25 protein-coding genes, 1 pseudogene and 1 other annotated feature are annotated in these 26,502 nt (G+C 60.4%); of the genes and pseudogenes, 19 read left to right on the top strand and 7 right to left on the bottom strand.

Annotation, left to right across the window (positions count from 1 at the left end; genetic code table 11):
* Positions 1-5 precede the first annotated feature (5 nt).
* Together BSK43_RS33370 and BSK43_RS33365 are read right to left on the bottom strand one after the other, a co-directional pair.
* A complete protein-coding gene (locus BSK43_RS33370; protein WP_077471510.1) occupies positions 6-671 on the bottom strand; it encodes an amino acid ABC transporter permease in 666 nt (221 codons plus the stop codon).
* Between the two features lie 69 nt (positions 672-740).
* Positions 741-1,547 carry a transporter substrate-binding domain-containing protein gene (locus BSK43_RS33365; RefSeq protein ID WP_077471511.1) on the bottom strand — a complete coding sequence of 269 codons (807 nt, stop codon included), beginning with the start codon at positions 1,545-1,547 and terminating at the stop codon, positions 741-743.
* 471 nt (positions 1,548-2,018) lie between these two features.
* Here BSK43_RS33365 and BSK43_RS33360 point away from each other — a divergent pair.
* Positions 2,019-3,055, top strand: a pseudogene (locus BSK43_RS33360) (Ldh family oxidoreductase).
* Between the two features lie 102 nt (positions 3,056-3,157).
* Here the strand turns inward: BSK43_RS33360 and BSK43_RS33355 are convergent.
* The 3 genes from BSK43_RS33355 to BSK43_RS33345 form a co-directional block, all read right to left on the bottom strand.
* Positions 3,158-4,120, bottom strand: a complete 963-nt coding sequence (locus BSK43_RS33355; protein ID WP_077471513.1) for a dihydrodipicolinate synthase family protein — start codon at positions 4,118-4,120, stop codon at positions 3,158-3,160.
* A 123-nt stretch (positions 4,121-4,243) separates the two neighbouring features.
* On the bottom strand, positions 4,244-4,945 hold the full coding sequence (locus BSK43_RS33350; protein WP_077471514.1) for a GntR family transcriptional regulator: 702 nt from the start codon (positions 4,943-4,945) through the stop codon (positions 4,244-4,246).
* A gap of 115 nt (positions 4,946-5,060) precedes the next feature.
* Positions 5,061-6,113: a LacI family DNA-binding transcriptional regulator gene (locus BSK43_RS33345; RefSeq protein ID WP_136687492.1), complete on the bottom strand. Its 1,053-nt coding sequence runs from the start codon at positions 6,111-6,113 to the stop codon at positions 5,061-5,063.
* Positions 6,114-6,351: 238 nt separating this feature from the next.
* Between BSK43_RS33345 and BSK43_RS33340 the strand changes: the two genes are divergently transcribed.
* The 9 genes from BSK43_RS33340 (at position 6,352) to rpsU (ending at position 14,573) form a co-directional block, all read left to right on the top strand.
* Positions 6,352-7,305, top strand: coding sequence for a sugar phosphate isomerase/epimerase (locus BSK43_RS33340; protein WP_077471516.1), 954 nt, complete (start codon positions 6,352-6,354; stop codon positions 7,303-7,305).
* A 58-nt stretch (positions 7,306-7,363) separates the two neighbouring features.
* Positions 7,364-8,596 (top strand): ABC transporter substrate-binding protein, encoded by a 1,233-nt coding sequence (locus BSK43_RS33335; protein ID WP_077471517.1) that lies wholly within the window; start codon positions 7,364-7,366, stop codon positions 8,594-8,596.
* Between the two features lie 72 nt (positions 8,597-8,668).
* Positions 8,669-9,556, top strand: a complete 888-nt coding sequence (locus BSK43_RS33330) for a sugar ABC transporter permease (RefSeq protein WP_077471518.1) — start codon at positions 8,669-8,671, stop codon at positions 9,554-9,556.
* Positions 9,556-10,440 carry a carbohydrate ABC transporter permease gene (locus tag BSK43_RS33325; RefSeq protein WP_077471519.1) on the top strand — a complete coding sequence of 295 codons (885 nt, stop codon included), beginning with the start codon at positions 9,556-9,558 and terminating at the stop codon, positions 10,438-10,440. Before BSK43_RS33330 ends, BSK43_RS33325 begins: the two co-directional genes overlap by 1 nt.
* Before the next feature lie 4 nt (positions 10,441-10,444).
* Positions 10,445-11,527 (top strand): ATP-binding cassette domain-containing protein, encoded by a 1,083-nt coding sequence (locus BSK43_RS33320; RefSeq protein WP_077471520.1) that lies wholly within the window; start codon positions 10,445-10,447, stop codon positions 11,525-11,527.
* Positions 11,528-11,557: 30 nt separating this feature from the next.
* A complete protein-coding gene (locus BSK43_RS33315; RefSeq protein ID WP_077471521.1) occupies positions 11,558-13,210 on the top strand; it encodes a GMC family oxidoreductase in 1,653 nt (550 codons plus the stop codon).
* 288 nt (positions 13,211-13,498) lie between these two features.
* Positions 13,499-13,873, top strand: a complete 375-nt coding sequence (locus BSK43_RS33310) for a hypothetical protein (RefSeq protein WP_077471522.1) — start codon at positions 13,499-13,501, stop codon at positions 13,871-13,873.
* 258 nt (positions 13,874-14,131) lie between these two features.
* Positions 14,132-14,287, top strand: a complete 156-nt coding sequence (locus BSK43_RS35310; RefSeq protein WP_169055497.1) for a hypothetical protein — start codon at positions 14,132-14,134, stop codon at positions 14,285-14,287.
* 43 nt (positions 14,288-14,330) lie between these two features.
* Positions 14,331-14,573, top strand: coding sequence for a 30S ribosomal protein S21 (rpsU, locus tag BSK43_RS33305; RefSeq protein WP_077471523.1), 243 nt, complete (start codon positions 14,331-14,333; stop codon positions 14,571-14,573).
* A gap of 164 nt (positions 14,574-14,737) precedes the next feature.
* Here the strand turns inward: rpsU and BSK43_RS33300 are convergent, their stop codons facing one another.
* Entirely contained in the window at positions 14,738-15,034 is a 297-nt protein-coding gene (locus BSK43_RS33300) for a hypothetical protein (RefSeq protein WP_077471524.1), read from the bottom strand.
* A 354-nt stretch (positions 15,035-15,388) separates the two neighbouring features.
* Between BSK43_RS33300 and BSK43_RS33295 the strand changes: the two genes are divergently transcribed.
* The 9 genes from BSK43_RS33295 (at position 15,389) to BSK43_RS33255 (ending at position 23,514) form a co-directional block, all read left to right on the top strand.
* Positions 15,389-15,601 carry a hypothetical protein gene (locus BSK43_RS33295; RefSeq protein ID WP_136687432.1) on the top strand — a complete coding sequence of 71 codons (213 nt, stop codon included), beginning with the start codon at positions 15,389-15,391 and terminating at the stop codon, positions 15,599-15,601.
* Positions 15,598-16,560 (top strand): arginine deiminase-related protein, encoded by a 963-nt coding sequence (locus BSK43_RS33290; RefSeq protein ID WP_077471527.1) that lies wholly within the window; start codon positions 15,598-15,600, stop codon positions 16,558-16,560. The genes BSK43_RS33295 and BSK43_RS33290 overlap by 4 nt, the downstream gene beginning before the upstream one ends.
* Positions 16,561-16,601: 41 nt before the next feature.
* The gene (locus BSK43_RS33285) at positions 16,602-17,405 is read left to right on the top strand and encodes an arginine deiminase family protein (protein ID WP_077471528.1); all 804 of its coding nucleotides are present in this window, start codon (positions 16,602-16,604) and stop codon (positions 17,403-17,405) included.
* Between the two features lie 31 nt (positions 17,406-17,436).
* On the top strand, positions 17,437-18,237 hold the full coding sequence (locus BSK43_RS33280) for a transporter substrate-binding domain-containing protein (RefSeq protein WP_077471529.1): 801 nt from the start codon (positions 17,437-17,439) through the stop codon (positions 18,235-18,237).
* Positions 18,238-18,436: 199 nt separating this feature from the next.
* A complete protein-coding gene (locus BSK43_RS33275; protein WP_077471530.1) occupies positions 18,437-19,150 on the top strand; it encodes an ABC transporter permease subunit in 714 nt (237 codons plus the stop codon).
* Complete coding sequence (locus tag BSK43_RS33270) at positions 19,150-19,851, top strand: ABC transporter permease subunit (RefSeq protein WP_068395731.1); 702 nt, start codon at positions 19,150-19,152, stop codon at positions 19,849-19,851. The genes BSK43_RS33275 and BSK43_RS33270 overlap by 1 nt, the downstream gene beginning before the upstream one ends.
* A 26-nt stretch (positions 19,852-19,877) precedes the next feature.
* Positions 19,878-20,642, top strand: coding sequence for an ATP-binding cassette domain-containing protein (locus BSK43_RS33265; RefSeq protein ID WP_077471531.1), 765 nt, complete (start codon positions 19,878-19,880; stop codon positions 20,640-20,642).
* An 8-nt stretch (positions 20,643-20,650) separates the two neighbouring features.
* Positions 20,651-21,802, top strand: a complete 1,152-nt coding sequence (locus BSK43_RS33260) for a M20 aminoacylase family protein (RefSeq protein ID WP_077471532.1) — start codon at positions 20,651-20,653, stop codon at positions 21,800-21,802.
* A 120-nt stretch (positions 21,803-21,922) separates the two neighbouring features.
* Positions 21,923-21,978 (top strand) — a sequence feature (sul1 is cis-regulatory element that is thought to sense ions involved in sulfur or methionine metabolism; They are found in Alphaproteobacteria).
* A gap of 69 nt (positions 21,979-22,047) precedes the next feature.
* Positions 22,048-23,514, top strand: coding sequence for a SulP family inorganic anion transporter (locus BSK43_RS33255; RefSeq protein ID WP_077471533.1), 1,467 nt, complete (start codon positions 22,048-22,050; stop codon positions 23,512-23,514).
* A gap of 79 nt (positions 23,515-23,593) precedes the next feature.
* On the opposite strand, the gene BSK43_RS33250 is transcribed toward BSK43_RS33255, so the two are convergent.
* Positions 23,594-25,942, bottom strand: a complete 2,349-nt coding sequence (locus tag BSK43_RS33250; RefSeq protein WP_077471534.1) for a methyl-accepting chemotaxis protein — start codon at positions 25,940-25,942, stop codon at positions 23,594-23,596.
* Positions 25,943-26,502 lie beyond the last annotated feature (560 nt).

The following is a 26,502-nucleotide window of genomic DNA, read 5'->3' as shown; positions in this document are numbered from 1 at the left end:
CTCCCTCAATAGCGGAACATACGCCAGGCAGCGAGCCGGGCGGCAAGGGTCACGACCTTGGCGATCAGGTAGTAGATCACCGCGGCGAGCGCGAAGAATTCGAAAGTTCGGAACGAGCGCGCATTCAGCTCCTGGGTGACGCCGGCGAGGTCAGTGTTCATGCCGACGGTAACGCCGAGCGACGTCATCAGGATCGCCCAGACCATCTGGTTGGTGACCGGCAGGAAGGCGACACGGAACATCTGCGGGAAGACGATCAGCCGGTAGGCCTGAAGCGCGGTCATCCCCAGCGACCGTCCGGCGCGGGCCTGCGTGTCGGGGATTGCCTTGAGCGCGCCGCGGAAATTTTCCGCCAGATATCCGGCATTGTTGAAGGCGATGCCGAGCAGCAGAGCGGTATAGGGGCTGAGATGAATGCCGAAATTGCCGAGCCCGAAATGAGCCATGTAGATCTGGAAGAGCGCCGGCGTATTGCGCGCAACCTCCACCCAGGTCGAGGCGATGCCGGCAAGCACGCGACTGCCGGAAAGCCTGAAAAGCGTAAGTGCCAGGGCGCAGGCAAGACCGATCGCCATCGACAGGATTGCGATCTGCAGGGTGACGACGGCGCCATCGAGCAGCTGCGGCAATACCTTGAAGGCCTGGTTCCAGTGGAAGGTGTAGCTGAACATGAACGTCCACCTTTCGGAAGGTCGAACGGCGCGGCCATCATGGCCACGCCGTCGTTGAGAGCGATCCGATTAGCGATAGACGCCGTTCACGGTCAGAGCCGGCAGGGAGCCGCCAACCCATTTTCCATAGAGCTCGGCATAGCGGCCCGTGCGGACCTGCTGGTTGATGAACAGATTGAGATAATTGATAAGGCCGTATTCTTCGCGATTGGTGAAGAGCGCGACATAGTCGGTCTGGAACGGCGCCTTGCCGACGACGGAGATGCCGGGGAATTTGCCGGATTTCACGGTGGCCTGGGCAACGGTCGAGGTGGAAACCGTCGCGTCGAGCTGGCCCTGGCTCAATGCCAGGAAGACGTCGGCCTGTGTCTGATATGGGCGGAATTCGCCGGTGCCCCATTCCTTGACCTGCTTTTCGAGCGCGATCGCCTCAAAGGTGCCGGCGGTTGCGCCAACTGTCTTGCCCTTCATGTCCTCGAAGGACTTGATGCCCGACTTGTCGTTGGACGTGACGGCCATTTCGAAGGCGAAATAGGGAATGGTCATGCCGACGGTCTTGGCGCGTTCCAGCGTATCCGAGGTCGAGGCTACGCCGATATCGACGCGGCCGGACATCAGCGCCGGGATGCGTTCCGGAAATGGCGTTTCGACGATCTCGGCGGTAACGCCGAGCGCCTTGGCGAGATCGTTGCAGTAGTCGACGTCGAAACCGATCGGATTGTTGTTCTCGTCGCGCGAGCCCATGGGCGGGAAGTCGAGCACCACTGCGCAGCGCAGCGTACCGGAAGAAATGATGTCGTCCAGCTTGTCGGCCTTGGCCGGCGTGATGGCGGAGGCGGCGGCCAGAAGGCCGAATGCGATGACCGTTTTTTTCATTATTACCTGTTCTCCCAAACGTGGTCGGCCATTTTTGCGACCGCGGCCACTAAACGCTTTTTGCAGCAGCAAATCAAACGTAAAATACATGTAGTATACAAAAAGAATTTTATGTCGCGAAAAGCGATATCTCCCAATGGTTTGCGGTTTCAAGGTCACGGGAAAAGCTTGAGGGTTTGCTGCGACGCAGCTCTGGTACTCGCCATTTCCCAGCTGCAAGACCGGCTTGCCGTGGGGTATGAGATCACCCATTGAACTGGTAGGAAGGCAAACTCTCCGGCACTCTCTGGTGAGATGTCAGAGCCGGGAATCGGCGGCGCGATAGTGCTCACGCGGTCGCAGCCAGCGGTTCTTCCACCGGATGAGCGGCGACCATGCAGATCGCTTGTTGGCATGTCGATTTTTTGTATACTTTATGTATTTTAGAACTCAGATGTATGAAGCAGGCAAACAAGACAGAGGAGAATTCAAATGAGCGATGTCACCACCCTGACGCCCGAGGCACTGCAAGGCCGCGTTGTGGCAATCCTTTCGAAGGCTGGGCTCAATGCCATTCAGGCAGCTGCGATCGCGCGGGTCATCGTCGCCGGCGAACGGGACGCCTGCAAATCCCACGGCATCTACCGCATTGAAGGCGTATTGCGGGCGGTGAAGGCAGGCAAAGCGCGGCCGGATGTCGTGCCGGAACTGGCACAAACCGATGACTCCGCCATCATTCGGGTTGACGCCAAGAGCGGCTTTTCCAATGCCGCTTTCGAGCTCGGCGTGCCGGTGCTTGCCGAGCGAGCCCGCCGCTTCGGCATCGCCGCTCTCGCCATCAACGACTGCACCCATTTCGCCGCCCTCTGGCCTGAAGTCGAGGCGCTGACGGACAAGGCCTTGCCGCTTTCGCCATGTGCCCGAGCTATTCGACGGTCGCACCCGCCGGGGGTACTGCGCCGCTGCTTGGCACCAACCCCTTTGCTTTCGGCTGGCCGCGCCGTGACAACCCGCCCTACGTCTTCGATTTTGCAACCTCCGTGGCTGCGCGCGGCGAAATTGAGCTGCATCGCCGGGCCGGCAAAACTCTGCCCGAGGGCTGGGCCATCGATGCCGATGGGCAGCCGACCACGGATCCGGAAGCGGCTCTTGCGGGCGCCATGCTGCCTTTCGGCGGCCACAAGGGCTCGGCCATTGGCACAATGATCGAGCTTCTGGCCGGGATCATGATCGGCGACTTCACCAGCCGCGAGGCACTCGACTATCTCGGCTCGACGGCATTTGCCCCGCGCCACGGCGAACTCATCGTCGCCTTCTCGCCGGAGGCTTTCTCCGCCGGGCGGCCGGGTGATCCGCTGGCCCGCGCAGAGGTGCTTTTCGAAGCGATCGTCGGCCAGGGTGCCCGCCTCCCCTCGCAGCGCCGCTTTGCCGCTCGCGCCAAGGCGGAAGAACACGGTATTCCGCTGACCGTAGAAGAAATCCATCAGCTCGACCGTTTGCTTGAACTGGGCCTCGACGCCGTGGCTTGAGGATTGCCGCAGGCTGCCGCACCTCCGGTTAGAAACAGAAAAAGGGTCCCGAATGGGACCCTTCATATTTTATCGGCAGATAGTGACCGACAGACCGCCGTTTCAGGCTTTGTATTTTTCCACCGCACCCGGCAGCGTGCTCCATTGAGCGTACCAACTGTTGAACAGCTTGAACTGCGCTTCGACATAGCCGCGCTGGCTATCAGAGAGCACATCGCTCTCGTTGAAATGCAGCGTATATTCGGCGTCGCCCTTCAGCACCATCATGTGCTTGAAGAAGAGCACCAGATCCGGCCCCTCGTCGAAGGATGACAGCACGGCGAGTGCGGCTTCGAGCTCAAGCGCCCGCTGGCGCGCATCGGCATCACCCTTTGCGGCGGCCTGCGCCAGACGGCAGAGATGAATGACTTCCTTGGGAAGCACATTACCGATGCCGGTGATGGCGCCCGTCGCTCCGCAATTGACAAAACCATGGAACACGGCCGTGTCGACGCCGATCATCAGCGATACGTCGTCATCGCGGCTGGTGATGTTTTCCGCCGCATAGCGCATATCCGCCGGTCCGCCGAACTCCTTGAAGCCGACGAGATTGGCATGCTCGGCGCGAAGCGCGAAGAACAGGTCGGCGCGCGTGGCAAAACCGTAATAGGGGCTGTTGTAGATGACGGCCGGAAGATCCGGTGCCGCCGACAGGATCGCCTTGAAATGCGCCTTCTGAGCTGCAATGACCGAGCCACGCGACAGAACGCGGGGGATGACCATAAGCCCCTTGGCGCCGACCTTCTGGGCATGGGCTGCGTGAGCAACCGCCGATGCCGTGTTGACCGCGCCGGTGCCGACGATGACCGGGATGCCGGCCTTGACCAGGCGCTCAACGCCTTCCATGCGCTGCGCATCGGTCAAGAGCGGCCAATCTCCCATCGAGCCGCAATAGACCACCGCCGACATGCCCGTGGCGATCAACTCCCTGGCCTTCTTCACCAGCGCCTCGAAATCGGGGCTGCGATCGGCTTTGCATGGGGTCATCAGCGCTGGGATCACGCCTGAGAAAATGCTGGATGTCATCTGTCTATCCTCTTGGGGCCTGGGCTGGGTCGGCAACGCGCCAACCGCCTCCGCAGCCGGGATCACCTTGCTGCAGCATAGATACATCCTTGCATCCAACTTGTCGACAAGAAATATGCAAGATTAGAGACCGACGTCCAGACGGTCCCCGCGAACCAGCAGTTTCTGGATCTGGCTGACGATCTGCTCGGCATGTTCGCGCGCCAGACGCTCGGCAAGCTCGGTGTCGCGGGCGGCGATCGCGGCAATCATTTCGTCGTGCTCATCGACGAAGCGGCGCGGCAGACGATCATCATAGGATTGATAGTAGAGACGAAGAAGGCGACGGCCCTCATTCAGCAGGCGACCGAAAAGACCGGTGAAATAGGGGTTGCGACCCGCCTCGGCGATGGCGAGATGCAGGGCGGCATTGGTGGAAATCATCGCGAGGGCATCCTGTGCATCGACGGCCTCGGCAAATTCCGCCTGACGCGCCCGCACGATCTCGAGATCCTCCGGCCGATGATACTTCGCCGCGAGCTGCGTCGTTACGCGGTACATCAGCACCAGCGCATCGAAATAGCTATGCATGTTCAGGAAGTCGATCTGTGACACCATTGTGGAGCGATTGGGCAGCGTATCGATCAGCCCCTCGCCGGCGAGCCGCACCAGCGCTTCGCGGATCGGCGTGCGCGACATGCCGAAACGCTCGGAAAGCTGCACCTCGTCGATGGGGCTGCCTGGCGGCAGTTCCAGGTGCAATATCTCGTCGCGCAAGATATCATAGACCACCTTGACGCCGGAGCCGCGCTTGCGCTCGTTCCGCAGGCTTGTTTCATTATCCATAGTTGGCAGACCTCTCTTTCAGCCTGAGAAATAAAGGGGCATGCGCGCTAAATCAACGCCGACCTTGCCTGGCGTGAAGGGAGCACTCGCGCCTGAGAGCTGACCAACGATTTCTTCAGCTGCTGGGAGGAGCCATGCTCTCCCGCAGAATGAACCTGCTGCGCACGACGATGGGTGTCTCCCACTCCTTTTCCGACTGCCCGATAATGTCGAGCAGGCGTGCTACGGCAACCTGTCCCATCTCTTCAAAGGGCTGCGAGATCGTGGAGAGTGGCGGAGAGCAAAATTCACAGACCGGCGAACCGTCGAAGGACACCACCGACAAATCCTCGGGAATCCGCAGGCCCGAGCGCTGTATGCGGCTGCTGAATGAAATGGCCATGTCGTCGCTGGTTGCGATCACCGCCGTCGGCCGGTCCGTCAGCCGGGCGAAATCGGCTGCGGCCTGGGTACCGATCGCGAAACCCTCCTGGTAATCGAGATTGCCGCCTGACCGGGAGATGACCTCTTCCGAAAGCCCTGCCTCACGCACCGCCTGAAGTGCGCCGGCATAACGCTCGACATCATGGTAGTTATCTTCCGGACCGGCAATATAAAGAAAGCGCCTGTGGCCGAGCCGGATCATCTCGGCCGTCGCTTCCCGCACGGCCTCGCGATCGTTGGTCACCACGCTTGGCAGCCCGGCGGCGCTCATATCGAGCAGCATGGAGACGATCGGCAAACCCGTATTGGCGAGGGATCGCCCATCGACTTCAGGCAGTTTCGACGAGAGAATGATGGCGCCGCGAACGGTGCCGCCGAAGGCAAGATCGAGGATATGCCTTTCCGAGTCGGCATCTCGGCCGAGATTGGCGATCATCAGATTATAGCCGTTCTCGAGCAGGGCCCTGTTGATGCTCTGCAAGACCTGAGGAATGACCTGGGAGACGCCATAATAGAGCGAGCCGGGCAGGATGATCATGACGGTGTTTGACTTGCCGACCCTCAGGCCCCGGGCCATGGCATTCGGCGTGTAACCCAATTGCTTGGCGGCGGCGTCAATCTTCGCGCGCGTCTTCTCATTCACCCGCCCGGGATTGGCAAGTGCACGACTGACCGTTGAGATCGCCACCCCCGCCAGCCGGGCAACATCCGCCATCAAGGGCCCGCCATGCTCCTCCGGGGGCATATCCTTGTTATTTTTCACTTTTTCGCGTCCTTCCCGATGCCTGCTGCGCCGGATGCTACGGTAATCCCGCTCACATAGCAAACGTTTGCCAAAAATCACTTGCATCTGAAAATGACTTGTCTACTATCTAGGAATGGCAAACGATTGCCAAAAGACAGTGCATTGAAATCGCTATGGATTATCTGCTGCGAAACCCTTTCCGCAGACGGTTTTCCTTACTCTCGGAACGGATAGTCTCATGAACTCAACGGAACGACTTCGCTTTGGCGTCGACCTCGTCACCTTCTTCCACCCCGGCTTCTGGGGCGTTGAGGATTATGACGGCATTATCGCGCTCTCCCGCAGCGAACCGCGCGCCTTCTGGGACAAGATTCTTGATGCCGTGCAGGCGTCTGGCGTCACCGGCGTCGAACTGACCTTCTCGCCGTTCAATTGGCAGGATGCGACGAAGACCTATGGTTCGGTTGAGAATTTCGCCGCTGAGCTTTCCAGGCGCGGGTTGACGCTGGCGAGTGGCTTTTTCGCGGAACTCGAAGCTGCGGGCGATTTCACCGAAGCATCCGCGCAGGCCGCCATCATCGACAAGGCGGAAAAATACGCCGAATTCCTTAGGGCATGCGGCAGCGACATCATGGTCATCGGCGCGCCGCTTCGCCAGACGCTCGGCGAACAGCCGACCCGCTTTTTCGATTTCGAGCAGGCGCGCAAGATTGCCGATTTCCTCAACCGTCTCGGCGCCACCCTTTACGCCAAGGGTGTGCGGCTGGCCCTCCACACCGAGGCGCATTCCATCTTTGCCGCCGCACGCGATGTCGATCTGCTGATGCTGCTGACCGATCCCGCCTATGTGCATATGTGCCCGGACACGGCACACATCATCGTTGCCGGCTCCGATCCGCTGCAGGTGGTCGACCGCCACCATGAGCGCGTCATCATCGCCCACTGGAAGGATGCGCTCGGGCCGATGCCGGCCGACACGGTGATCGACGAGCATATCCACGATCGCCATCGCCCCTATTTCTGCGGCTTCGGCCTTGGCCGCGTCGATTGGCCAGGCTGGGCCAGGCTGCTGCGTGACCGCGGCTATGAAGGCTGGGCCATTCTCGAGCTCGATGCCGCCGCCGATCCGGTCGCCGACATCGCCAACGGGCTGACACTGGTGCGGCAGGCGCTGCTGCCGATCTATCGCTGATACAATGATCTGAAAACGAATAGCCCCGCCAAGAGGGCTTTCTTGAAGAGGTGGAACGATGAAAGACCAAATGAAACTTCTATTGATGGGAGCCGCGCTCTTTGCGGCGTCTCTTCCTGCCCAAGCCGAAGACAAGCCGCAGGCCGAGGTGATGACCTCCTGGACCTCCGGCAGCGAAGCCGCCGCCCTTGATGTCATCAAGCAGGCGTTCGAAAAACGCGGCGGCGTCTGGAAGGATTCCTCCATCGCCGGTTTCGGCGCGGCCGATGCCGCCTTCCAGAACCGTCTTGTCGCGGGCGATCCGCCGGCTGCCAAACAGGCGGTGATCGGCCTTGCCAATACCGATTTCGTCAATCAGGGACTTTTGACCCCGATAGACGATGTGGCGAAAGCGGGCAAATGGGCAGACGTTCTGCCGAAATCGATCCTCGATCTCATCTCCTATAACGGCAAGGTTTACCTCTCACCGAGCGACGCCCATGGCGAGAGCTGGGTGTTCTATTCCAAGGATGCCTTCGCCAAGGCCGGCATCGCTGAAGAGCCCAAGAGCTGGGACGAGTTCTTCACCGCTCTCGACAAGCTCAAGGCCGCCGGCCTCCAGCCGGTTGCCTGGGGCGGTCAGTCCTGGCAGGAATCCAAGGTCTTCAACATGATCCTGCTGACCCAGGTCGGCATCGACGGCTTTCTGAAAATCTATGTCGACAAGGACAAGAGCGACGCATCCGTCGACGGCGTGAAGAAGACGCTCGATATTCTCGGCAAGCTGCGCGCCTATGTCGATGAAGGGGCCGCCGACCGCAACTGGAACGACGCCACAGCCATGGTCATCACCGGCAAAGCCGGCGTCCAGTTCATGGGCGATTGGGCCAAGGGCGAATTCGTTGCCGCCGGCAAGTCGCTGGGCAAGGACTATGGCTGCATGCTCGCACCGCAATCGCCGGGCATGGTCTACGTCGCCGATTCCTTCTCCTTCCCGAAGATCGCCGGTGCGGCCTCCCAGAAGGGCCAGGCCCTGCTCGCCGAAGTCGCCATGGATCCGGCCGTGCAGGTCGAGTTTTCGCTGCGGAAAGGCTCGGTGCCGATGCGTACCGATGTCGACAAGTCGAAGCTCGACATATGCGCGCAAAAGGGGCTGGAGCTGATGAGCGCAGGTAAGATCGTGCCGGACCAGGCTCTGATCCTCTCGCCGCAGCAGGCCGGCGCCCTCAACGATTTCGTCGACGAGTTCTGGACCAATCCGTCCGAGGACAGCGCCTCGGGCGCCGAGAAATTCTTCGCGATCTTCGAATAGGCCTCATAACGAGCCGATCGTCGGGACGTCCCGCCGATCGGCTCTGCTCTCTACCTTTGAAAGGGTTTGCTGATGCAAGCCAAGCGCAGACGTCCCCTTGCCGCGACCTGTGCCCTCCTGCCTACCTGGACTGCCGCGATCTTCATCTATATCGGCACCATGGTCTGGTCGGTGCGCCTGTCCTTTACTGACTCGACCATCTTTCCGTCGTCCAACTATGTCGGCTTTGCCCAATATATAAAGCTGTTCCGGACATCGAGATGGCTCGCATCGCTCGAAAACGTGCTGATCTTCGGTGTTCTCTACGTTGGAGGTTGTCTGGCGCTGGGCTTCGTGCTGGCGGCAGCGCTTGACCGCAAGGTCAGGTTCGAAGCCGTGTTCCGCACTATCTTCCTTTATCCCTATGCCATGTCCTTCGTGGTCACCGGCCTCATCTGGCAATGGATGCTGAACCCGACCTTCGGCATTCAGGCTACGGTCAGAGCGCTCGGTTGGCAGAGCTTCGTCTTCGACTGGATCGTCAATCGCGATATGGCGATCTACACGGTCGTCTTCGCCGGCATCTGGCAGGGAGCCGGCCTCGTCATGGTCATCGCACTTTCCGGCATGCGCGGCATCGGTGAAGAGCAATGGAAAGCGGCCCAGATCGACGGCATTCCGATCTGGCGCATCTATCTGTCGATCATCCTGCCACAACTCGGGCCGGCGCTTGCCGCCTCCGGCATGCTTCTCTCCATGGGCGTGATCAAGACCTATGATCTCATCGTCGCCCAGACCGGCGGCGGCCCCGGCTATTCGACCGAGGTGCCGGCGAAATTCATCATGGACAATCTGTTCGAGCGCCAGAACCTCGGCCTCGCCAGCGCCGGCGCCACCGTGCTTGTGCTGTCGGTCGTCATGGCCGTCGCGCCGTTTCGCTATGCGCTTTACATGCGCGCCAGAAGAAGGGGAGCACACTGATGGCAGCTCTTCACCCTCGCGGCCCCAAGCCTTCGCGGTTGTCGGCCGGCCAGATCGGGCTCTATGCCTTCCTCATCCTGGCCGCACTGTTCTTCCTGTTGCCGCTCTACACGATGCTCGTCACCTCGTTGAAGTCGATGGAGGAAATCCGCCAGGGCCGCATCTTCGCCTTGCCGGATACCGTCGATTTCGACGCGTGGAAAACGGCATGGTCGGGAGCCTGTATGGGCACCCAATGCCTGGGCGTGCGCATCGGCTTCTGGAATTCGGTGAAGATCACCGTGCCGGCTGTCGTCATTTCCGTCTTCATCGGCGCGATCAACGGCTATGCCCTTTCCTTCTGGCGGCCCAGAGGTTCAAACTTTCTGTTCGGTCTGCTGATGGCCGGCGGCCTCATCCCTTACCAGATCTTCCTCTATCCGCTGGTGCGCCTGCTCGCCAATCTGAGCCTTTATAATTCGGTAGCCGGCGTCGTTCTGGTCCACGTCATCTTCGGTCTGCCGCTGGTGACGCTGCTGTTCCGCAACTATTTCGTCGCCATCCCCGAGGAGCTTTGCAAGGCTGCCCGCGTCGATGGCGCCGGCTTCTGGCGAATCTTCTTTGAGATCATGCTGCCCATGTCCGTGCCGATGGTTGTCGTCGCTTCCATCTTCCAGTTCACCGGCATCTGGAACGATTTCCTGATCGGCCTGGTCTTCGCCGGGCGAGACAATCTGCCAATGACGGTGCAGCTCAACAACATCGTCAACACCACCATGGGCGAGCGCGCCTACAATGTGAACATGGCTGCCACCATCCTGACCGCCGTCGTTCCGCTCGCCATCTATTTCTTCTCCGGCCGCTGGTTCCTGCGTGGTGTCGCTGCCGGCGCCGTCAAGGGGTAACGCCATGCAGCCTGCCGTCTCCGTCAAGGATCTCAAGATCGCCTATGGCGATCATACCGTCATCGACAAGCTGTCGATCGACATCGCCCCACGTGAATTTCTCGTGCTGCTGGGGCCGTCCGGCTGCGGAAAGTCGACCCTGCTCAACTCCATAGCCGGTCTGCAGGACATCACGGATGGCGAGGTCTGGATATCGGACAAGAACGTCACCTGGGCCGAGCCGAAGGATCGCGGCATCGGCATGGTGTTCCAATCCTATGCGCTCTATCCCCGCATGTCGGTGCGCAAGAACCTGTCCTTCGGCCTGCGTGTGGCGGGTCTTCCCAAGGCCGAGATTGAGGCGCGCATTGCCCGCACCGCAGTGCTCCTGCATCTCGACCAATTGCTTGACCGCCGGCCCTCCGAACTCTCCGGCGGCCAGCGCCAGCGTGTCGCGATCGGCCGGGCCTTGGTGCGCGAAGTCAACGTCTTCCTGTTCGACGAGCCGCTCTCCAATCTCGACGCCAAGCTGCGCAACGAGCTGCGGGTCGAGATCAAGAAGCTGCACCAGAGCCTTGGCAATACGATGATCTATGTGACGCATGATCAGGTGGAAGCGCTGACGCTCGCCGATCGCATCGCCATCATGAAGGACGGCGTGATCCAGCAACTGGCCAGCCCATCCGAGATCTACCATCGCCCGACAAATCTTTTCGTCGCCGGCTTCATCGGCGCGCCGGCGATGAATTTCATCAAGGGCGAGATTTCGTTCAAGGCCGGCACGCCGGTCTTCGAAAGCGGTGGCTTGGCGATCGATCTGACCGGATATCCCTTTCTGACCGCCGCCAAAGCGGGTCCCGCCACGCTCGGTATCCGGCCCGAACATATAGCGCCGGATGGCGCAGCCACGGGCTGGCCTACCATCCCCGGCATCGTCTCGGTCGTCGAACCGATGGGAGCCGACACGGTGCTGTGGTTCGATTGGGCAGGACAAAGCCTCTCCTATCGCATCATGGGTGATGCCGCACTCCAGCCGGGCACGAGGATCACACCGGGGCTCGATATCGCCAAGGCCTCCCTCTTCGACGCCGATGGCGCCCGCCTCTGAACCCGCTTTCACAGCATACGGAAATTATCCATGTCTCAGACTATCTATGACGCGCTGGTGATCGGCTCCGGCGCCGCCGGCTCCTTTGCCGCCAAGGAATTGACCGCCCAGGGGCTTTCGGTCCTGCTGCTCGAAGCCGGTCCCGCAGTGACACAGAGGGATTTCGACCCGAACCGCAAGAAGGCACCCGCCAGCAGCATCAATATCTGGGAGCGAGCCCGCGCGACGCTGAAGGGCCAGCCCATTCAGGCACGCGCGGCCTTCTTTACCGAGCGCTTCAGCCATTTCTTCGTCAACGATCGCAAGAACCCCTACACCACCCCGAAGGATGCACCCTTCCTTTGGATCCGTGGTCGTCAGGGCGGCGGCCGTCTGCACAGCTTCGGCCGCGTGCTGCTGCGCTGGACGGACGACGACTTCAAGATCAAGTCGAAGACCGGCAAAGGCGAGGACTGGCCGGTGTCCTACGACGAGCTTGCGCCCTATTATTCCGAGGTCGAATCGAGCCTCGGGCTCTACGGCAACGAGGATGGCGTCGAGACCCTGCCCGACGGCGTCTATGCGCATCCGGCAAAGCTGACGCCGGCCGAGGAGACCTTCAAGACGGAGGTCGAGGGGCGCTGGCCGCAGCGGCACGTCGTTTCCTGGCGCTATATCGCGCCCGATGCCGAGCGCACGCCGAAGCCGTTGCGCGAGGCACTGGCAACCGGTCGGCTCACTATCCGCCACGACGCCATCGTCCGCCGCATCACGACCGATCAATCCGGCGGCCAAGCCACAGGTGCGGAATTCATCGATCGCGTTACCGGCGAGGTTGAGACAGTGCATGCAGCCCTTGTCGTGCTTTCGGCATCGCCGATCGAAAGCGTGCGGCTGCTTCTCAATTCAGCGAGCGCCCGTCATCCCCAGGGGCTGGGCAACAGCTCCGGCGCGCTCGGCCGCTATTTCATGGACCAGCTGCCGTGCCTCGCCTTCGGCTCCTTCTCCAAGGCAAAGGGCTGGGCAGTCGACGACTCCGCTCCGACCGATCCCTTCTACAATCCCTCTGGTGGCATCTTCGTCCCGCGTTTCGGGGAAGGCGATGCCGGCCGCGATGATTTCGACTATCAGGGTAGCATCGGTCGGGCGCCGACGCCCGACGACCAGCCCGCAAGACTGGCCTTTTTCGGCTTCGGCCGCATGCTGCCCTATGCCGACAATCGCATCACGCTCGATGCGCGCCGCAAGGATGCCTGGGGTATTTCGGTGCCTCACATCCGCTGCGTCATGGGCGAGGAAGAACATGCGCTGCTGCGCCGGCAGGAAGAGGTGCTGATCGACATGGTGCGCGGCGTCGGCGGTGATCTGGAATTCATCGGCTCACCCACCGGCCTCAGGGAAATGGGTCGAGGCGCCTTCCCCGATGCCGATCCATTCAGCCGCTTCATGTTCCGCACCTGGTTCCGCAAGACCATGTGCATGGGAGCGGCCATCCACGAGACAGGCGGCGCGCGCATGGGAAGGGACCCGCGAAATTCAGTGCTCAACGCCCATAATCAGCTTTGGGATGTACCCAACGTCATCGTCACCGACGCCAGTGCCTTTCCCGGCAGCGGTATCGCCGGCACGACACTTACCGTCATGGCACTGACGATCCGCGCCTGCCGCAATCTCGTCGACCAGCACCGAACGGGCCGCGTCTGAAAGGCACTGGCGGCAGCAAGCAACAGGAGCGAAGGCAACACGCCAGCTCCAAACCGATACCCTCTCCGGGAACCATAAGAGCCGCAGGCCGTTCCTTACCCGGTTCGGTAGCGAACCGAGTGAAGCGCTGAGGCGCATGGCTCTGCAATCACCGGCAGTGCCGCGTCAGCGACAGGCATTTGAAAGGAACATGAAATGCCGGCGATCAGTATCGAGACTTCGTCATTTCGGAACCGTCGTAGAGAGCGCCCTATCGGAACCACATCCGCCATCCTATCGACAGCAGCAATGATGGGCCTCGCACTGACAGGCGCCGCCCTGTTCGCACCGGCAGCAGCAGAGGCTCAGTCACCCCAGCTCGAGAACACATGCCAGATTGCCGCCAGGAATTTTCTGCTGACCGATCATCTCAATGTCGGCATCGTCCAATCCTTTCCTGAATTGAAGCCACCCGGTGTCCGGCTGACCTATTCGATCCGGCCGGGAACCGCGAAATCCGATATGAGCGACAGCTTCGAATGCGAGTTCGACAAGACCGATCCGCCTTACCATCTAACGCGGTTCTGTGTGTCCGATGTCTGCTACTCGGCGAACGATACGAATGCCGACCGCAAGCGCCGCTTTGACGAGATGAGCATTCTGCTCGACCGCACCAACAAGTGAGCGCCTTGAGCTAGTGGTTGGAAAGCGCTGCCTTTGGCGGCCTTCCGCCGGATGCAAGGCTTGGGGCTGAAGCTCGGGCGAAATGACCCGTCCTTGCAATGCCACTTCTGAATACCCATTTTACGAGCTGAAACAGCGTCCCTGGCTACACCGGGTAGCCGCGAAGCCTAAGGCTTTGCACTCCGTCTTGTGACGTGACGGGCGCCCCCACAACACACTGTCATTAACGCTGGCCGATGGCCGGCGAAGGAAATTCTATTGAACACACCAAACATTACGCCTGCGATTGCGGCGGCAAAGCCGTGCGAACGGGAACAGGCCGGCAACCGGCCCAACGACAAGAACTGGAAGCCCTATCCCTGCCTGCTGACGCGCAGGGAGCTTCAGCAGCTGGTCGCCGAGCAACTCGGCTGACGGCGACCATTGTTTTATCAACGCCAACAACAAGGAGAACAAAATGCAGGTTCTGGTAAAAGACAACAATGTCGAACAGGCGCTGAGAGCGCTGAAACGAAAGATGCAGCGCGAGGGGCTGTTCCGGGAGCTGAAGGAACGACGGGCCTATGAAAAGCCGTCCGAGCGTCGCATCCGCGAAAAGGCGCAGGCCGTCAGTAGGCACCGCAAAGCCATGCGGAAGAAACTGCAGCGCGAGGGCCTGCTTGCGAGCCCCAAGCGAAGGTCGCCATCCTCAGCAAGATGACACGCGACCAAGCCAGCTCTCACCATATCTGACCAAAGTAAAACCCCGCTCCGGCTCATCACCGTGCGGGGTTGTGCAGATGCAATGGGGCATCCGCACGATCACCATCGTTGCGCCTTGACCATGACAGGTCGGACGTAACGGGCAGATCCTGATGACTTACGTCAGTCCGCAAGCTTGCCGACGACCAGGCCAGCGAAGAAACCGACCAGCGCGGTCGCAAAGAGCACCGAGCTTGTTGCCGTCGGGTTTTCCCTTGCGGCCTGGACCACATTCCGGCCCTCCCTGCGCGCCATGTCCGCAACGTCGGAAACCTTGGCCTTGGCGGAAGACAGCGCTTCATCGGCACGTTCCGATGCAAGGTCTATCCTGCCGGCCAGGTCTGTCGAAAGCTTGTCCAGCTGGTTGCGCAGCTCCTCGATCTGAACGTTGACGTCCTTGTCCAGCTTGATATCGGCCATTGCATTCTCCTGGTGGTTTACGACAATTCGTCTTTCAGAAACGATGCAGACCTGTTCGGGTTCCCATTGATACGGGATTTAGATGCGCCGGTTCTCCTCGACCAACCGTCAGACGGAAGGTTCGACAAGAGGCCTCAGGCGCCCGGACTTTGATCTTCCAAGGGCCTGGATGCCGCTCATCGCGGTCGTCGAGATCAAGCCCCAATACAGCAATCAAAAACATCTCTGGCGGTTTGCACAAAGCGGCAGTGCAATTTGCTAGATTTACTGCAAGAATTTCTACAGTTCTCGAATTTCAACTGACGCTATGCCTACCTACGCTGCCTCATCAAATTTCCTGAGGAGGCTGGAAACGTGGTTCAATCTGTAGGCGTCGGCGATGTTGTCGAGCTGGCTCGACCGGCGAAGATTCTCGTCGCCGCGAGCGCTTCGAAACAGAGCCTCGGCTTGCCAGGCAAGTCGAAGACGAAGCTGCAGTGCGATGCCAAGCCAGAGAATGCCCGTAATCATCGCGGCTTTTTCGCCAGTCAGCCTCCACTTTGCCGCGGAGTGTCGCCTGAAGCATGAGTAAACTATCCGTACAGGCCCCGAAGTCAGTTGTGATGATCCGGCCGCATCATTTCACCCCGAATCCGATGACCGCCAACGACAACTCGTTCCAGTCGAACGACGAAAGGCGTGCGGCAACGGCAATCGCAAGTGCGGCCTTCGACGAAGTGACGCGCATGGCCGAAGGCCTCGCATCGGCTGGCATTACCGTACATGTCTTCGAAGACAAGACCGCCACGACGCCGGACTCGGTCTTTCCCAACAACTGGTTCTCCACGCATTCGGGCGGCCATGTCGCCATCTATCCGATGTATTCCGCCAGCCGTCAGAGCGAGCGGCGCACGGATGTGATCGAGATGCTGAAGACCGATTATCGCGTCCAGGACGTCATCGACTATTCGGGCCTCGAAAAGGACCATGTCTATCTGGAAGGCACCGGCGCCATGGTGCTCGATCATATCGGCCGCGTCGCCTATGCCGTCCGCTCCAACCGCACCAATGAAGTCGCGCTGGAGCGCTTCTGCACCCATTTCAACTTCGAGCCGATGGTTTTCGATGCCGTCGATCGGAACGGCAAATCGATCTACCACACGAACGTGCTGATGTGCATCGGAACGGATTTTGCGCTTCTTGGATCTCAGATGATCCCGGATGTTGCCCGCCGCCAGGAGATCATCGCAAGGCTCGAGGAGACCGGCCGCAAGGTGATCGATCTCTCGATCGAGCAGATCGAGAACTTCGCCGGCAATGCCATCGAGCTGGAAGGCCGAGGCGGCAGGGTGGTCGTATTGTCTGCCAGGGCTCACGCAGCCCTCGACGCAGGCCAGGCCGAGGCCATCGAGCAGTCGGCAAAACTGCTGCCCTTCGATGTCGCGACCATAGAACTGGCCGGTGGGTCGGTGCGCTGCATGCTCGCCGGAATCCACCTGTCGCGCCGCGATCCGGCAGCCACACAATTGCTTTACGCCGCCGGGTGAGCCGGATAGAGAAGCCGTCAAGAACATAAAGGTACTTGGAAATGTCGCAAGCAAGATCAGTCTATCACTTCAATTCGGTCATCGTGCGCGAGCCCTCGCGCTCGGTCGTCAACGGCCTTCGCGCCGACGATCGGGGCAACCCGACCTATGATGGCGTCAAGGCCGAACACGACGCCTATATCGCCGCCATGCGCGATGCCGGTGTCGAAGTGACCATTCTTCCCGCCCTCGAAGCCTTCCCCGACTCGGTCTTTGTCGAAGACCCGGCGCTCGTCTTCCCGGAAGGCGCGATCCTGCTTCGTCCTGGTGCTGCAACCCGCGTCGGCGAAACGGCTGAAATCACCCCGACGCTTCGCGGCATGTTCGAAACCGTCCTCGACCTTCCGAGCCCCGGCTTTGCCGATGGCGGCGACGTGCTGACGACGCCGAAGAGCGTCATGATCGGCCTTTCCGCGCGGACCGACAAGGTCGGTGCCGAAGCCCTCGTCGCCTGCATCGCCAAGCTCGGCCGCAAGGCTGAGATCGTCGCGACGCCAGAAGGCGTACTGCATTTCAAGACGGATTGCTCGCTGCTCGACGACGAAAGCGTGCTCTCGACGGCCCGCCTCGCCCGCTCCGGCGTCTTCAAGGATTTCAAGCAGATCATCATTCCGGAAGGCGAAGAGCCTGCCGCCAACGCATTGCGCGTCAACGATGTCGTTATGGTCGGTTCGGACTTCCCGCGCACGATCGAGATGCTCGACAAGCTCGGCTACAAGGTCGTGCCTTTGCAGACGACCCAAATCGGAAAGATTGATGCGGGCCTGTCCTGCATGTCGCTGCGCTGGTTCCGCAACGGCCGATAAAACAAACTTAAAAACAAACTGGGAGAACAGCATGCATAGCTTCAAATCGACAATCGCGGCCGGCGTCGCACTTATCTTGTCTGCCGGCCTTGCTCACGCCGAGGACACGATCCGCCTCGGCATGACACCCGAGCCCTATATGCCGTTCACGCAGGTGAATGCGGCCGGCGAATGGGAGGGCCTCGAAGCCGATCTGTCCCGCGCGGTCTGTGCAAAACTGACGGCAAAGTGTGACATCAAGCAGATGGCCTGGGACGGCCTCATCCCGTCGCTGAACGAAAAGAAGGTCGATTTCATCATCGGCGCCTTCTCGATCACCGACGATCGTCGCAAGGTCGTGGATTTCAGCACGCCGTACTACACCGAAGGCACGTCCTTTGTCGGCGCCAAGTCCGACAGCGCGAAGATCACCACTGTCGACGCGCCCGATGGTTCAGGCAAAATCATCGATCCCTCAATCGTTTCCGGCAAGATCATCGGCGTCCAGACCTCCAGCGTTCAGGCGGCCTATGTCGCGAAATACCTGAAGGGTGCTGAAGCCAAGAGCTACGACACGGCCGACAACTCCGTTGCCGATCTCATCGCCGGTCGCGTCGACTATGTTCTGATCCCGGATCTCTACATCCAGACCTTCCTGAAGTCGGATGCCGGTGCCGATTATGAAGTGAAGCTCACTGTTCCGAAGAACACCACGCTTGGCGAAGGCGTTGCCTATGCCATCCGCAAGGGTGATGCCGACACGCTGACCAAGATCGACACGGCGCTTGCCGAGCTCGACAAGGACGGCACGACGCAGAAGCTGGTCGACAAGTGGATCTTCAACAAAAAGTAATGGCGTGATATCGGGCGCGGCTTCGGCCGCGCCCGCAACGCCGCGGCCACCCGCCCTCCTTCTGCCTTTGTCGCGAAATCGCTCTTAGCGCCTCATCGCAGCCTTGCAGACCAGACGGCGCCTGATCCCGCACTATCGGCAACAACAAGGGCCGACCGGCTCACTTCAAAAGCAAAGCCGGATCGAGCAGGTAGAATGCATGGACTCATATTGGCACTTGCTCGGCTGGGGCCCGGAAGGCTGGGGCGGCAATTTCGCCTGGGGTCTGCTGATGACCCTTCAGGTCTCGATCATCTCTTACATAGTGGCCGTAGGCTTCGGCTTTCTCGGCGCCGCGGGCAAGCTTTCGCACCATCGATCCCTACGCTTTGCGGCCGGACTTTATACGACCGTCGTGCGCTCGCTGCCGGAACTCCTGGTCATCCTTCTGCTCTATTTCTCCGTCGCAAGCGGCGCTGAACGGTTCCTGAAATATGCCGGCCTCGTCGATGACGGCTTTCAGTTCAGCCCCTTCTGGGCAGCCATCATCGCGCTCGCCTTCGTCTCCGGCGCCTTCATGACCGAGGTTCTCAGATCAGCCTATCTCGCGGTGCCGCCGGGACAAATCGAGGCCGCCGTGTCGATCGGCATGCGGCGACGCAAGATCCTGATCCGCGTCATACTTCCGCAGATGATGCGCCACGCGGTGCCGGGAATGGGCAATCTCTGGCTCTCCATTACCAAGGAGAGCGCCATCATTTCGGTGCTCGGCTCCTTCAGCGAGTTGCTCTACACCGGCTACCGAGCGGCCGCGAGCACAAAGCAATACATTCTCTTCTACGGTCTTACCGCCCTGCTCTTCCTGCTCATTACCTTGGTGTCGGTGTTCCTGATCAGCCGCATCGAGCACTACCTGAACCGGGGGCATCGCTGATGGAAACGATCACCAACGTCATTTCCTTTCTACCCGCCCTCATCAAGGCAACGCCGCTCACGCTGCTGCTGACGGCAACGGCCGGCATCTTCGGCCTGATCATCGGCACGCTTGCAGCCCTTGCCCGCCTGTCGAAATACCGGCTGCTCGCTTGGCCCGCCTTCGCCTTCACTTTCGCCTTTCGCGGGACACCGCTGCTGGTGCAGATTTACCTGGTCTATTACGGCCTCGGTCAGATCCTGCCCGGCACCTGGGTCCGCCACAGCTTCCTCTGGCCCTATCTGCGCGATGGCCTCTGGTATGCGATCGCGGCCCTCAGTCTGAACCAGGCATCCTACAATGCCGAAGTCATTCGCGGCGCCATCCAGGCGATCCCCCGCGGCCAGATCGAAGCCGCGCTTTCGATCGGCATGACGCGATGGACGATCCTTCGGCGCGTGACGCTGCCGCAGGCGTTCCGCCATTGCCTGCCGGTTCTCACAAGCGATCTGATCATCCTGTTGAAGACGACATCGCTCGCCTCGACCATCACAATTCTGGAAGTGATGGGGACAGCGCGCATGCTGCAGCGTCAATCTCTGCTGATCTTCGAGCCGCTGATTGCCGCCGGCATCATCTATTTCGCCGTGGTCTTCATCCTGACCCGGATCATGAACGTCGTCGAATTCCGCATGACGCGCTATCGCGCCGTTCGTGCGTGAGTTCGAAAGCCTCGGGAGGAATTGAAATGGTCGAGACTGCACTTTCGGTACGAGACATCCATAAGAGCTTCGGCAGCGTCGAGGTCTTGAAGGGCATCTCGTTTGAGGCCCGCAAGGGCGACGTGATCTCGCTGATCGGCAGCAGCGGCTCGGGCAAAAGCACCCTACTGCGCTGCATCAACTATCTCGAAACGCCGGACAAGGGCGAAATCTCGGTCGCAGGCGAGGCGATCCGCACGGCACCGTCGCGCGGCGGCAAGCTGCATGCGGCCGATCCGCGGCAGCTCGAACATATCCGTACCCGCCTCGGCATGGTCTTCCAGAGCTTCAATCTCTGGTCTCACCGTACAATCCTCGAAAACATCATCGAAGGTCCGATCCATGTTCTCGGCACGTCCCGCAAGGATGCGATTGCCGAAGCCGAGGTATTGATGGAGAAAGTCGGCATCACGCCGAAGCGCGATCAATATCCGGCGCAGCTATCCGGCGGGCAGCAACAACGCGCGGCGATTGCCCGCGCGCTCGCCATGAGCCCGGAAGTGATGCTTTTCGACGAGCCGACATCCGCCCTTGACCCGGAACTCGTCAACGAGGTGCTTCAGGTGATCAAGAAGCTGGCCGAAGAGGGCCGCACCATGGTGATGGTCACCCACGAAATGGCGCTCGCCCGCGATATCTCCAGCGAGGTGATCTTCCTTCACAAAGGCCTGGTCGAGGAGCGCGGCGCGCCGGAGACCATGATGCGCAATCCGGAATCCCCGCGACTTCGTCAATTCCTTCAGATGGCATGAGGACCGCAATGAGCGATATCGACTTCCAAGGCTTTCTCCCCGATCTCATCGAGATCCGCCATAGCCTGCATCAGATGCCCGAGATCGGATTGTCTGAATTCAAGACCTCGGATTTCATTGCGGAGCAGCTTCAGAAATGGGGCTTTGAGGTAACGCGTGGCCTCGCCACCACAGGCATCGTCGCTACCCTTCGCGCCGGCAGCAGCAATCGTGCCATCGGTTTCCGCGCAGACTTCGATGCCTTGCCCATGCATGAGGAAACCAATCTTCCCTATGCCAGCCAGCATCCCGGCGCCATGCATGCCTGCGGCCATGATGGCCATACCAGCATGCTTCTCGGTGCCGCCTGGGCGCTGTCGCAAGACAAGAATTTCTCGGGAACCGTGCATTTCATTTTCCAGCCGGCGGAAGAAAACTTCGGCGGCGGCAAGCTGATGATCGAGGACGGCCTGTTCGAGCGCTTTCCCTGCGAGCGGGTTTTCGCGCTGCATAACTGGCCCGGCATCGCGGCCGGCGCCTTCGCAACCCGCGCCGGACCGGTTGCCGCCTCGATCGACGTCCTGACGCTGACGGTGAAGGGCAAGGGCGGTCATGGTGCACAACCGGAATTGACCGTCGATCCCGTGGTCGTCGGCTCCAGCATCGTGATGGCACTGCAGACGCTGGTGTCACGCAACATCTCGCCCCACCAGCCATCCGTTGTCACCGTTGGCGCTTTCCTGTCGGGCTCGGCATCCAACATCATTCCCGACACCGCTGTGCTGGAGATCAGCATGCGAGCCATGAACCCGAAGGTGCGTGAAGAGATACGCGAACGCGTAGAGCAGATCGCAACGTTTCAGGCGAAGAGCTATGGTGCCGATATCTCACTCGACTGGCAGGTCGGCTATCCCGCGACCATCAATGACAAGGATGCCGCGGAGGCGGCGAAGTCGACGATCAAACGGCACTTCGGCGAGGATTCGTTTACCGAACTCGACCTTCCCCTGATGGGGAGCGAGGACTTCTCGTTCCTGCTCGAAAGAGTTCCAGGCGCCTATGTCCTCATCGGCAATGGCGACAGCTCCGGCCTCCACACCACGACCTACGACTTTAACGATGACATCCTAGAGCGTGGAGCCATGTACTTTTACCACCTGGCCAAAGATCAGCTGGCCTAGGCAAGAGTTATCTAGACGAAGAACCAGGGCATCGGCACAGGTGCCCTGGCGCGGGCATGACGGCGGCAAAAATTTCACGTTGCGTCGCGGAAAAATTCTGGCCATAAGCAGCGTACTCACCACGGACCCGGTGAAACTCCGGGTGGCTCTTCTGGCCGCCGATCCGCCAGACCACGCAAAACCAGCATGTCACCCAAAACCGCTGCACCCAGCGTGTTCGCTATGCTTTGCGAGACCGTCATCACATGAAACTCTCATCCATCCGCCGGGATTGGTCCGCCAATCCCACGCGCGAAATGCTCGCCGGAGCCGTCGCGACGTTCGCGCTGATCCCCGAGGTCATTGCCTTTTCCTTCGTTGCGGGCGTCGACCCTCAGGTCGGCCTCTTCGCCTCCTTCATTATCGGCATCGTCATCGCCTTTACCGGCGGTCGTCCCGCCATGATCTCGGCCGCGGCGGGCTCAGTCGCCCTTGTCGCGGCGCCGTTGGTCCATGCCCATGGCGTGCCTTACCTTTTTGCCGCCGGCTTGCTCGCCGGCCTTTTCCAGATCGCGTTCGGGCTTTTGCGCCTCGGAGTCCTCATGCGCTTTGTCTCGAAGTCCGTCCGCACCGGCTTCGTCAATGCGCTGGCGATCCTGATCTTCGGGGCCCAGCTTCCCCACATCATCGGCGGAGGCTGGCTTGGCTATGCCATGCTTGCCGCAGGGCTTGCGATCATCTACCTCGTACCAAGGATCACGACGGCGATCCCCTCGCCGTTGATCTGCATCCTCATCCTGACCGTCGCCTCGATCTCCCTGCGGCTGCCCGTCATGACAATTGCCGATCTCGGCAAGTTGCCGGACTCGCTTCCAATCCTGAGCTGGCCCACCGTTCCCCTGACTTTGGAAACCCTCAGGATAATCGCCGGGCCGGCGCTCGCCATCGCCATGGTGGGCCTGCTGGAATCGATGATGACGGCCAGTGTCGTCGACGACCTCACCGGCACGCCCAGCTCGAAGAACAGGGAATGCGCCGGCCTTGGCGTCGCCAATGCCGCAGCGAGCCTGTTCGGCGGCATCGCCGGCTGCGGCATGATCGGCCAGACGGTCAGCAACGTGAAATACGGCGGACGCGGGCGTCTCTCGACCTTGTTTGCAGGCGCGCTCCTGCTGATCCTGATGGTTCTCCTCAAGCCATGGGTGTCGCAGGTTCCCGTCGCCGCACTGGTGGCCATCATGGTGATGGTGTCGATCGACACATTCGACTGGTCGTCTCTGAAGGCAATGGTCGTTCACCCGAAGACGTCGAGCGCCGTGATGGTCTTGACCGTCCTCGTTACGGTGTTCAGCTCGAACCTGGCGTTGGGTGTAACGGTCGGCGTGCTTTTGAGCGGTGTGTTCTTCACGTTCAAGGTCGCTCGCCTTCTGCAAGTCGATACCGAGACGGACGCTACGGCGAAGCGGCTGACCTACCGCGTGACAGGCCAGGTGTTTTTCGCATCGGCGGATGTGTTCGTAGAGGCTTTCGATATCGAAGAAGCCAATGGCATGACAGTTCTTATCGACGTGTCGCGCGCCCATTTCTGGGACATCACCGCCGTTGCCGCCCTCGACAAGGTGGTCGAGCGTTTCAAGGCGCATCATATCCCCGCCGATGTGCTGGGCTTGAACGAGGCGAGTGCTACGTTGATCGGAAGCCTGAAGGGCTCGATCCGGCTCAAGGAAGTCTGAGCCAGATCAGATGGTCGATGCTGTGGCACGTGCTGCGGTAGCTATCCGAATCTTATCGCTTCGAAGGGCATGGGAAACATCAGAAGTCTTCCCATGCAGGGTCTGCCGCTGCCGGCGCAGCCCCTTTGAAGGCGGAGCGGAGTCTCTCGCCCAGTGCCCTCTGGCCGGAAAGCCCGGCGCTGGGGGTGGCCGCGGCGGTTCTCGAGGGGCCTGCACTTCTTCCCGGTGCCGAGTTGCCCAGCGAAACCACCTTTCCTGCGGCACCGTCCAGCTTGAACTGCCCGAGGCGGGCCGAGAGTGACGAGACCTCGCTTGCCAGCGTATGGGACGCGGCATTGGATTCCTCTACCATCGCCGCATTCTTCTGGGTTGCCTGGTCCATCTGGTTGACGGCGGTATTGATTTCCTGCAGGCCGGTCGACTGTTCTCGGGCTGACTGCACGATCGCCTGTACATTGCTGTCGATCTGCTGGACCTCCTGAACGATTGCGCGCAGGGCCTCCCCGGTTTGCCCAACGAGACTGACACCTTTCTTGACCTGATCTCCGGATGAATGAATCAGCGCCTTGATTTCCTTGGCCGCCGTGGCGGAGCGCTGAGCCAGCTCACGAACCTCCTGGGCGACAACGGCAAACCCTCTGCCGGCTTCGCCGGCGCGGGCAGCCTCGACCCCCGCATTGAGGGCAAGCAGGTTTGTCTGGAAGGCAATCTCGTCGATCACACCGATAATGTTGGAGATCGATTGCGAGGAGCGTTCGATGCCGTTCATCGCCTCGACCGCGCTGTGGACGATTTCGCCGGAACGTTCGGCATTGTCCTTCGTGCGGCCGACCAAAGCTGCGGCTTCTTCGGCGCGCGTGGTCGAATCCTTGATGGAGGTGGTGATCTGCTCGAGCGCTGCGGCCGTCTCTTCAACCGAAGCCGCCTGCTGTTCCGTACGTCGGGCGAGATCGTCCGCACCCACGCGGATTTCCTCCGATCCGCTCTGGATCACGGATGCATTCTCGGAGAAGGAAATCATCGCGGCCTGCAGCTTTTCGACCGAGGCATTGAAGTTGCCGCGAATCTCGTCAAGCGCCGATGTAAACGGCCGGTCGAGCCTGGCCGTCATGTTGCCGTCCGAAAGCTGCGCCAGTCCGGCGGCGAGTTCGCCAACGGCGAATTTCACTTCCGCTTCCTGGGCGTCGTTGACGCGGGCGCGCTCGGCGCGCTCCGTCTCCTGTGTCGCACGGCTGGCTTCTGCCTCGGCTTCGAGCCGCAGCTTTTCACGATTGCTTTCCAGCAGGATATTCAGCGAGCGGGAAAGATCCCCGATTTCGTCGCGGGCTTCGCGATCTTTAAGCGTCACATTCAGATCGCCATTGGCGATCCGGTCGGTTTCGCCGATCACATTCTCGATACGGCGAACGAACCGCCGGGCGATCAGCCAGCCGGCAAGGCCAAGGAGGACGGCGGCGATCGAGGTGACCGCAATCGCGTTCTTCACGACATTGTCGACCTGCGCGAATACGGTGGCCTTCGGCACAGCCACGATCGCGTACCAGGATATGCCGTCGGTCAGTTTCACCGGCTCGGCGACGGCAAAATAGACGCTGCCGTCGGGACCGGTAATCTCGCGTTCGGCGCCGGGGCTGGCGATCAGCTGGTCCCAACCAGCCGTCTGGGCGCCGCCATCCTTGATATTCTTTCCGATGAGCGTGCCGTCAGGATGGCTGATCATCCCCCCTCCTCCGGTGACCAGGCTCATGAAGCCGGTGCCCATGGGATGGATCGTGGAAATGGCTTTCTGGGCGTCATCGAGGGCGATGTCGAGACCGGTAACGCCGACAGGTTTGCCATCGATCATGATTGGCTTGGCGATGGAGGTCATCAGAACCTGCTTGCCATCGATCGCATAGGAATAGGGCTCGATGACCACGGTCCTCTGCTGGTTGAAGGGGAGCTGGTAATAGTCCCCTGCGCCGGAAACGGTATAGTCCGCGAGCGGAACATGCGTAATCTTGCCGCCGCTGCGAACCCAGTATGGGATATAGCGGCCGGTCGCATCATTGCCGTCCTTGCCGGCGAAATCCTTATCCTTGCCATCGAAGGCGTTCGGCTCCCAGCCGGTCCAGACGCCAAGCGCCGCCGGATTGTCTTCGAGCATGTTCTTCAGGAGATCGTCGGCGGCCGTCCGGTTTGCATTGCCCGTTTCCTTCATGGTTGAAAGGACGGTCTCGAGCGAATTGACGATGGTGATCGATGATCCCAGGGCTTTTTCGGATCCGGCCGCCGTGGTGTCGGCGATCTCCCGCATCTGATCGAGGCTGGACCGGCGGATCGTCGTGTAGGCGGAATCGAACAGGATGGCCGAAGCGGCCACCGTGGCGATCACGCCGCATGCGGCGACAGCGAAAATATTGCGGCTAGTTGCGGATTTCAAAATCATATCACCACCTTCTTGGGTGGCGCTGCAATCGCGCGGCCCGCCCCCCGCGTGCCTTGACAGAAACAATATTCCGCAAGCGGCAAACCACGACCGAACCGCTTGTATTTTAACGAAGCTAGATGCGCTGAATTAATAAACAGTATATCTTCATCCCAATATTCCCTGCGACATCAGTATGACTTTTAATCATCAAGAAAGAATTGGAATTATTTCTGAGAAATTAATGTTTTAACGAGATTGAAAGCGGCGAATAAATACTGCGATGCAAAATTAGTACTCTCTATTGAACTTCATCTACCCCCACCGAAAAGACGCCCGGGGAAGGAGAGCTCGGAAGCCGGGATCATTGTGCGCGATCAAATATATGCGGCGCCCCAGGACCTGTCGGGGAAGGCATCAAAATGCCGCAGGTCGGTTGAGTTTATCGATCGTAATCGCTCCGACTTTCGGCTAGGGATTTCCTTGGCTGCTTCAAATTGCAGGGCTGAGCGATGATCTTCAAAAGTTGTGCCGCAAGCCGCACTGACGGCACCATGGGCTAAGCCGTCACCTGCATTTTC

It is taken from the genome of Rhizobium sp. P44RR-XXIV (assembly GCF_001999485.2).
GTDB lineage: Bacteria > Pseudomonadota > Alphaproteobacteria > Rhizobiales > Rhizobiaceae > Rhizobium.
Note: the sequence above shows the minus strand (reverse complement) of the source record. Positions and strands in the feature narration are given on the sequence as shown.

Coding starts and splice junctions, on each gene's coding strand:
- BSK43_RS33370 (WP_077471510.1), bottom strand. CDS start 671: ATGTTCAGCTACACCTTCCACTGGAACCAGGCCTTCAAGGTATTGCCG.
- BSK43_RS33365 (WP_077471511.1), bottom strand. CDS start 1,547: ATGAAAAAAACGGTCATCGCATTCGGCCTTCTGGCCGCCGCCTCCGCC.
- BSK43_RS33355 (WP_077471513.1), bottom strand. CDS start 4,120: ATGACATCCAGCATTTTCTCAGGCGTGATCCCAGCGCTGATGACCCCA.
- BSK43_RS33350 (WP_077471514.1), bottom strand. CDS start 4,945: ATGGATAATGAAACAAGCCTGCGGAACGAGCGCAAGCGCGGCTCCGGC.
- BSK43_RS33345 (WP_136687492.1), bottom strand. CDS start 6,113: ATGCCCCCGGAGGAGCATGGCGGGCCCTTGATGGCGGATGTTGCCCGG.
- BSK43_RS33340 (WP_077471516.1), top strand. CDS start 6,352: ATGAACTCAACGGAACGACTTCGCTTTGGCGTCGACCTCGTCACCTTC.
- BSK43_RS33335 (WP_077471517.1), top strand. CDS start 7,364: ATGAAAGACCAAATGAAACTTCTATTGATGGGAGCCGCGCTCTTTGCG.
- BSK43_RS33330 (WP_077471518.1), top strand. CDS start 8,669: ATGCAAGCCAAGCGCAGACGTCCCCTTGCCGCGACCTGTGCCCTCCTG.
- BSK43_RS33325 (WP_077471519.1), top strand. CDS start 9,556: ATGGCAGCTCTTCACCCTCGCGGCCCCAAGCCTTCGCGGTTGTCGGCC.
- BSK43_RS33320 (WP_077471520.1), top strand. CDS start 10,445: ATGCAGCCTGCCGTCTCCGTCAAGGATCTCAAGATCGCCTATGGCGAT.
- BSK43_RS33315 (WP_077471521.1), top strand. CDS start 11,558: ATGTCTCAGACTATCTATGACGCGCTGGTGATCGGCTCCGGCGCCGCC.
- BSK43_RS33310 (WP_077471522.1), top strand. CDS start 13,499: ATGATGGGCCTCGCACTGACAGGCGCCGCCCTGTTCGCACCGGCAGCA.
- rpsU (WP_077471523.1), top strand. CDS start 14,331: ATGCAGGTTCTGGTAAAAGACAACAATGTCGAACAGGCGCTGAGAGCG.
- BSK43_RS33300 (WP_077471524.1), bottom strand. CDS start 15,034: ATGGCCGATATCAAGCTGGACAAGGACGTCAACGTTCAGATCGAGGAG.
- BSK43_RS33290 (WP_077471527.1), top strand. CDS start 15,598: ATGAGTAAACTATCCGTACAGGCCCCGAAGTCAGTTGTGATGATCCGG.
- BSK43_RS33285 (WP_077471528.1), top strand. CDS start 16,602: ATGTCGCAAGCAAGATCAGTCTATCACTTCAATTCGGTCATCGTGCGC.
- BSK43_RS33280 (WP_077471529.1), top strand. CDS start 17,437: ATGCATAGCTTCAAATCGACAATCGCGGCCGGCGTCGCACTTATCTTG.
- BSK43_RS33275 (WP_077471530.1), top strand. CDS start 18,437: ATGGACTCATATTGGCACTTGCTCGGCTGGGGCCCGGAAGGCTGGGGC.
- BSK43_RS33270 (WP_068395731.1), top strand. CDS start 19,150: ATGGAAACGATCACCAACGTCATTTCCTTTCTACCCGCCCTCATCAAG.
- BSK43_RS33265 (WP_077471531.1), top strand. CDS start 19,878: ATGGTCGAGACTGCACTTTCGGTACGAGACATCCATAAGAGCTTCGGC.
- BSK43_RS33260 (WP_077471532.1), top strand. CDS start 20,651: ATGAGCGATATCGACTTCCAAGGCTTTCTCCCCGATCTCATCGAGATC.
- BSK43_RS33255 (WP_077471533.1), top strand. CDS start 22,048: ATGAAACTCTCATCCATCCGCCGGGATTGGTCCGCCAATCCCACGCGC.
- BSK43_RS33250 (WP_077471534.1), bottom strand. CDS start 25,942: ATGATTTTGAAATCCGCAACTAGCCGCAATATTTTCGCTGTCGCCGCA.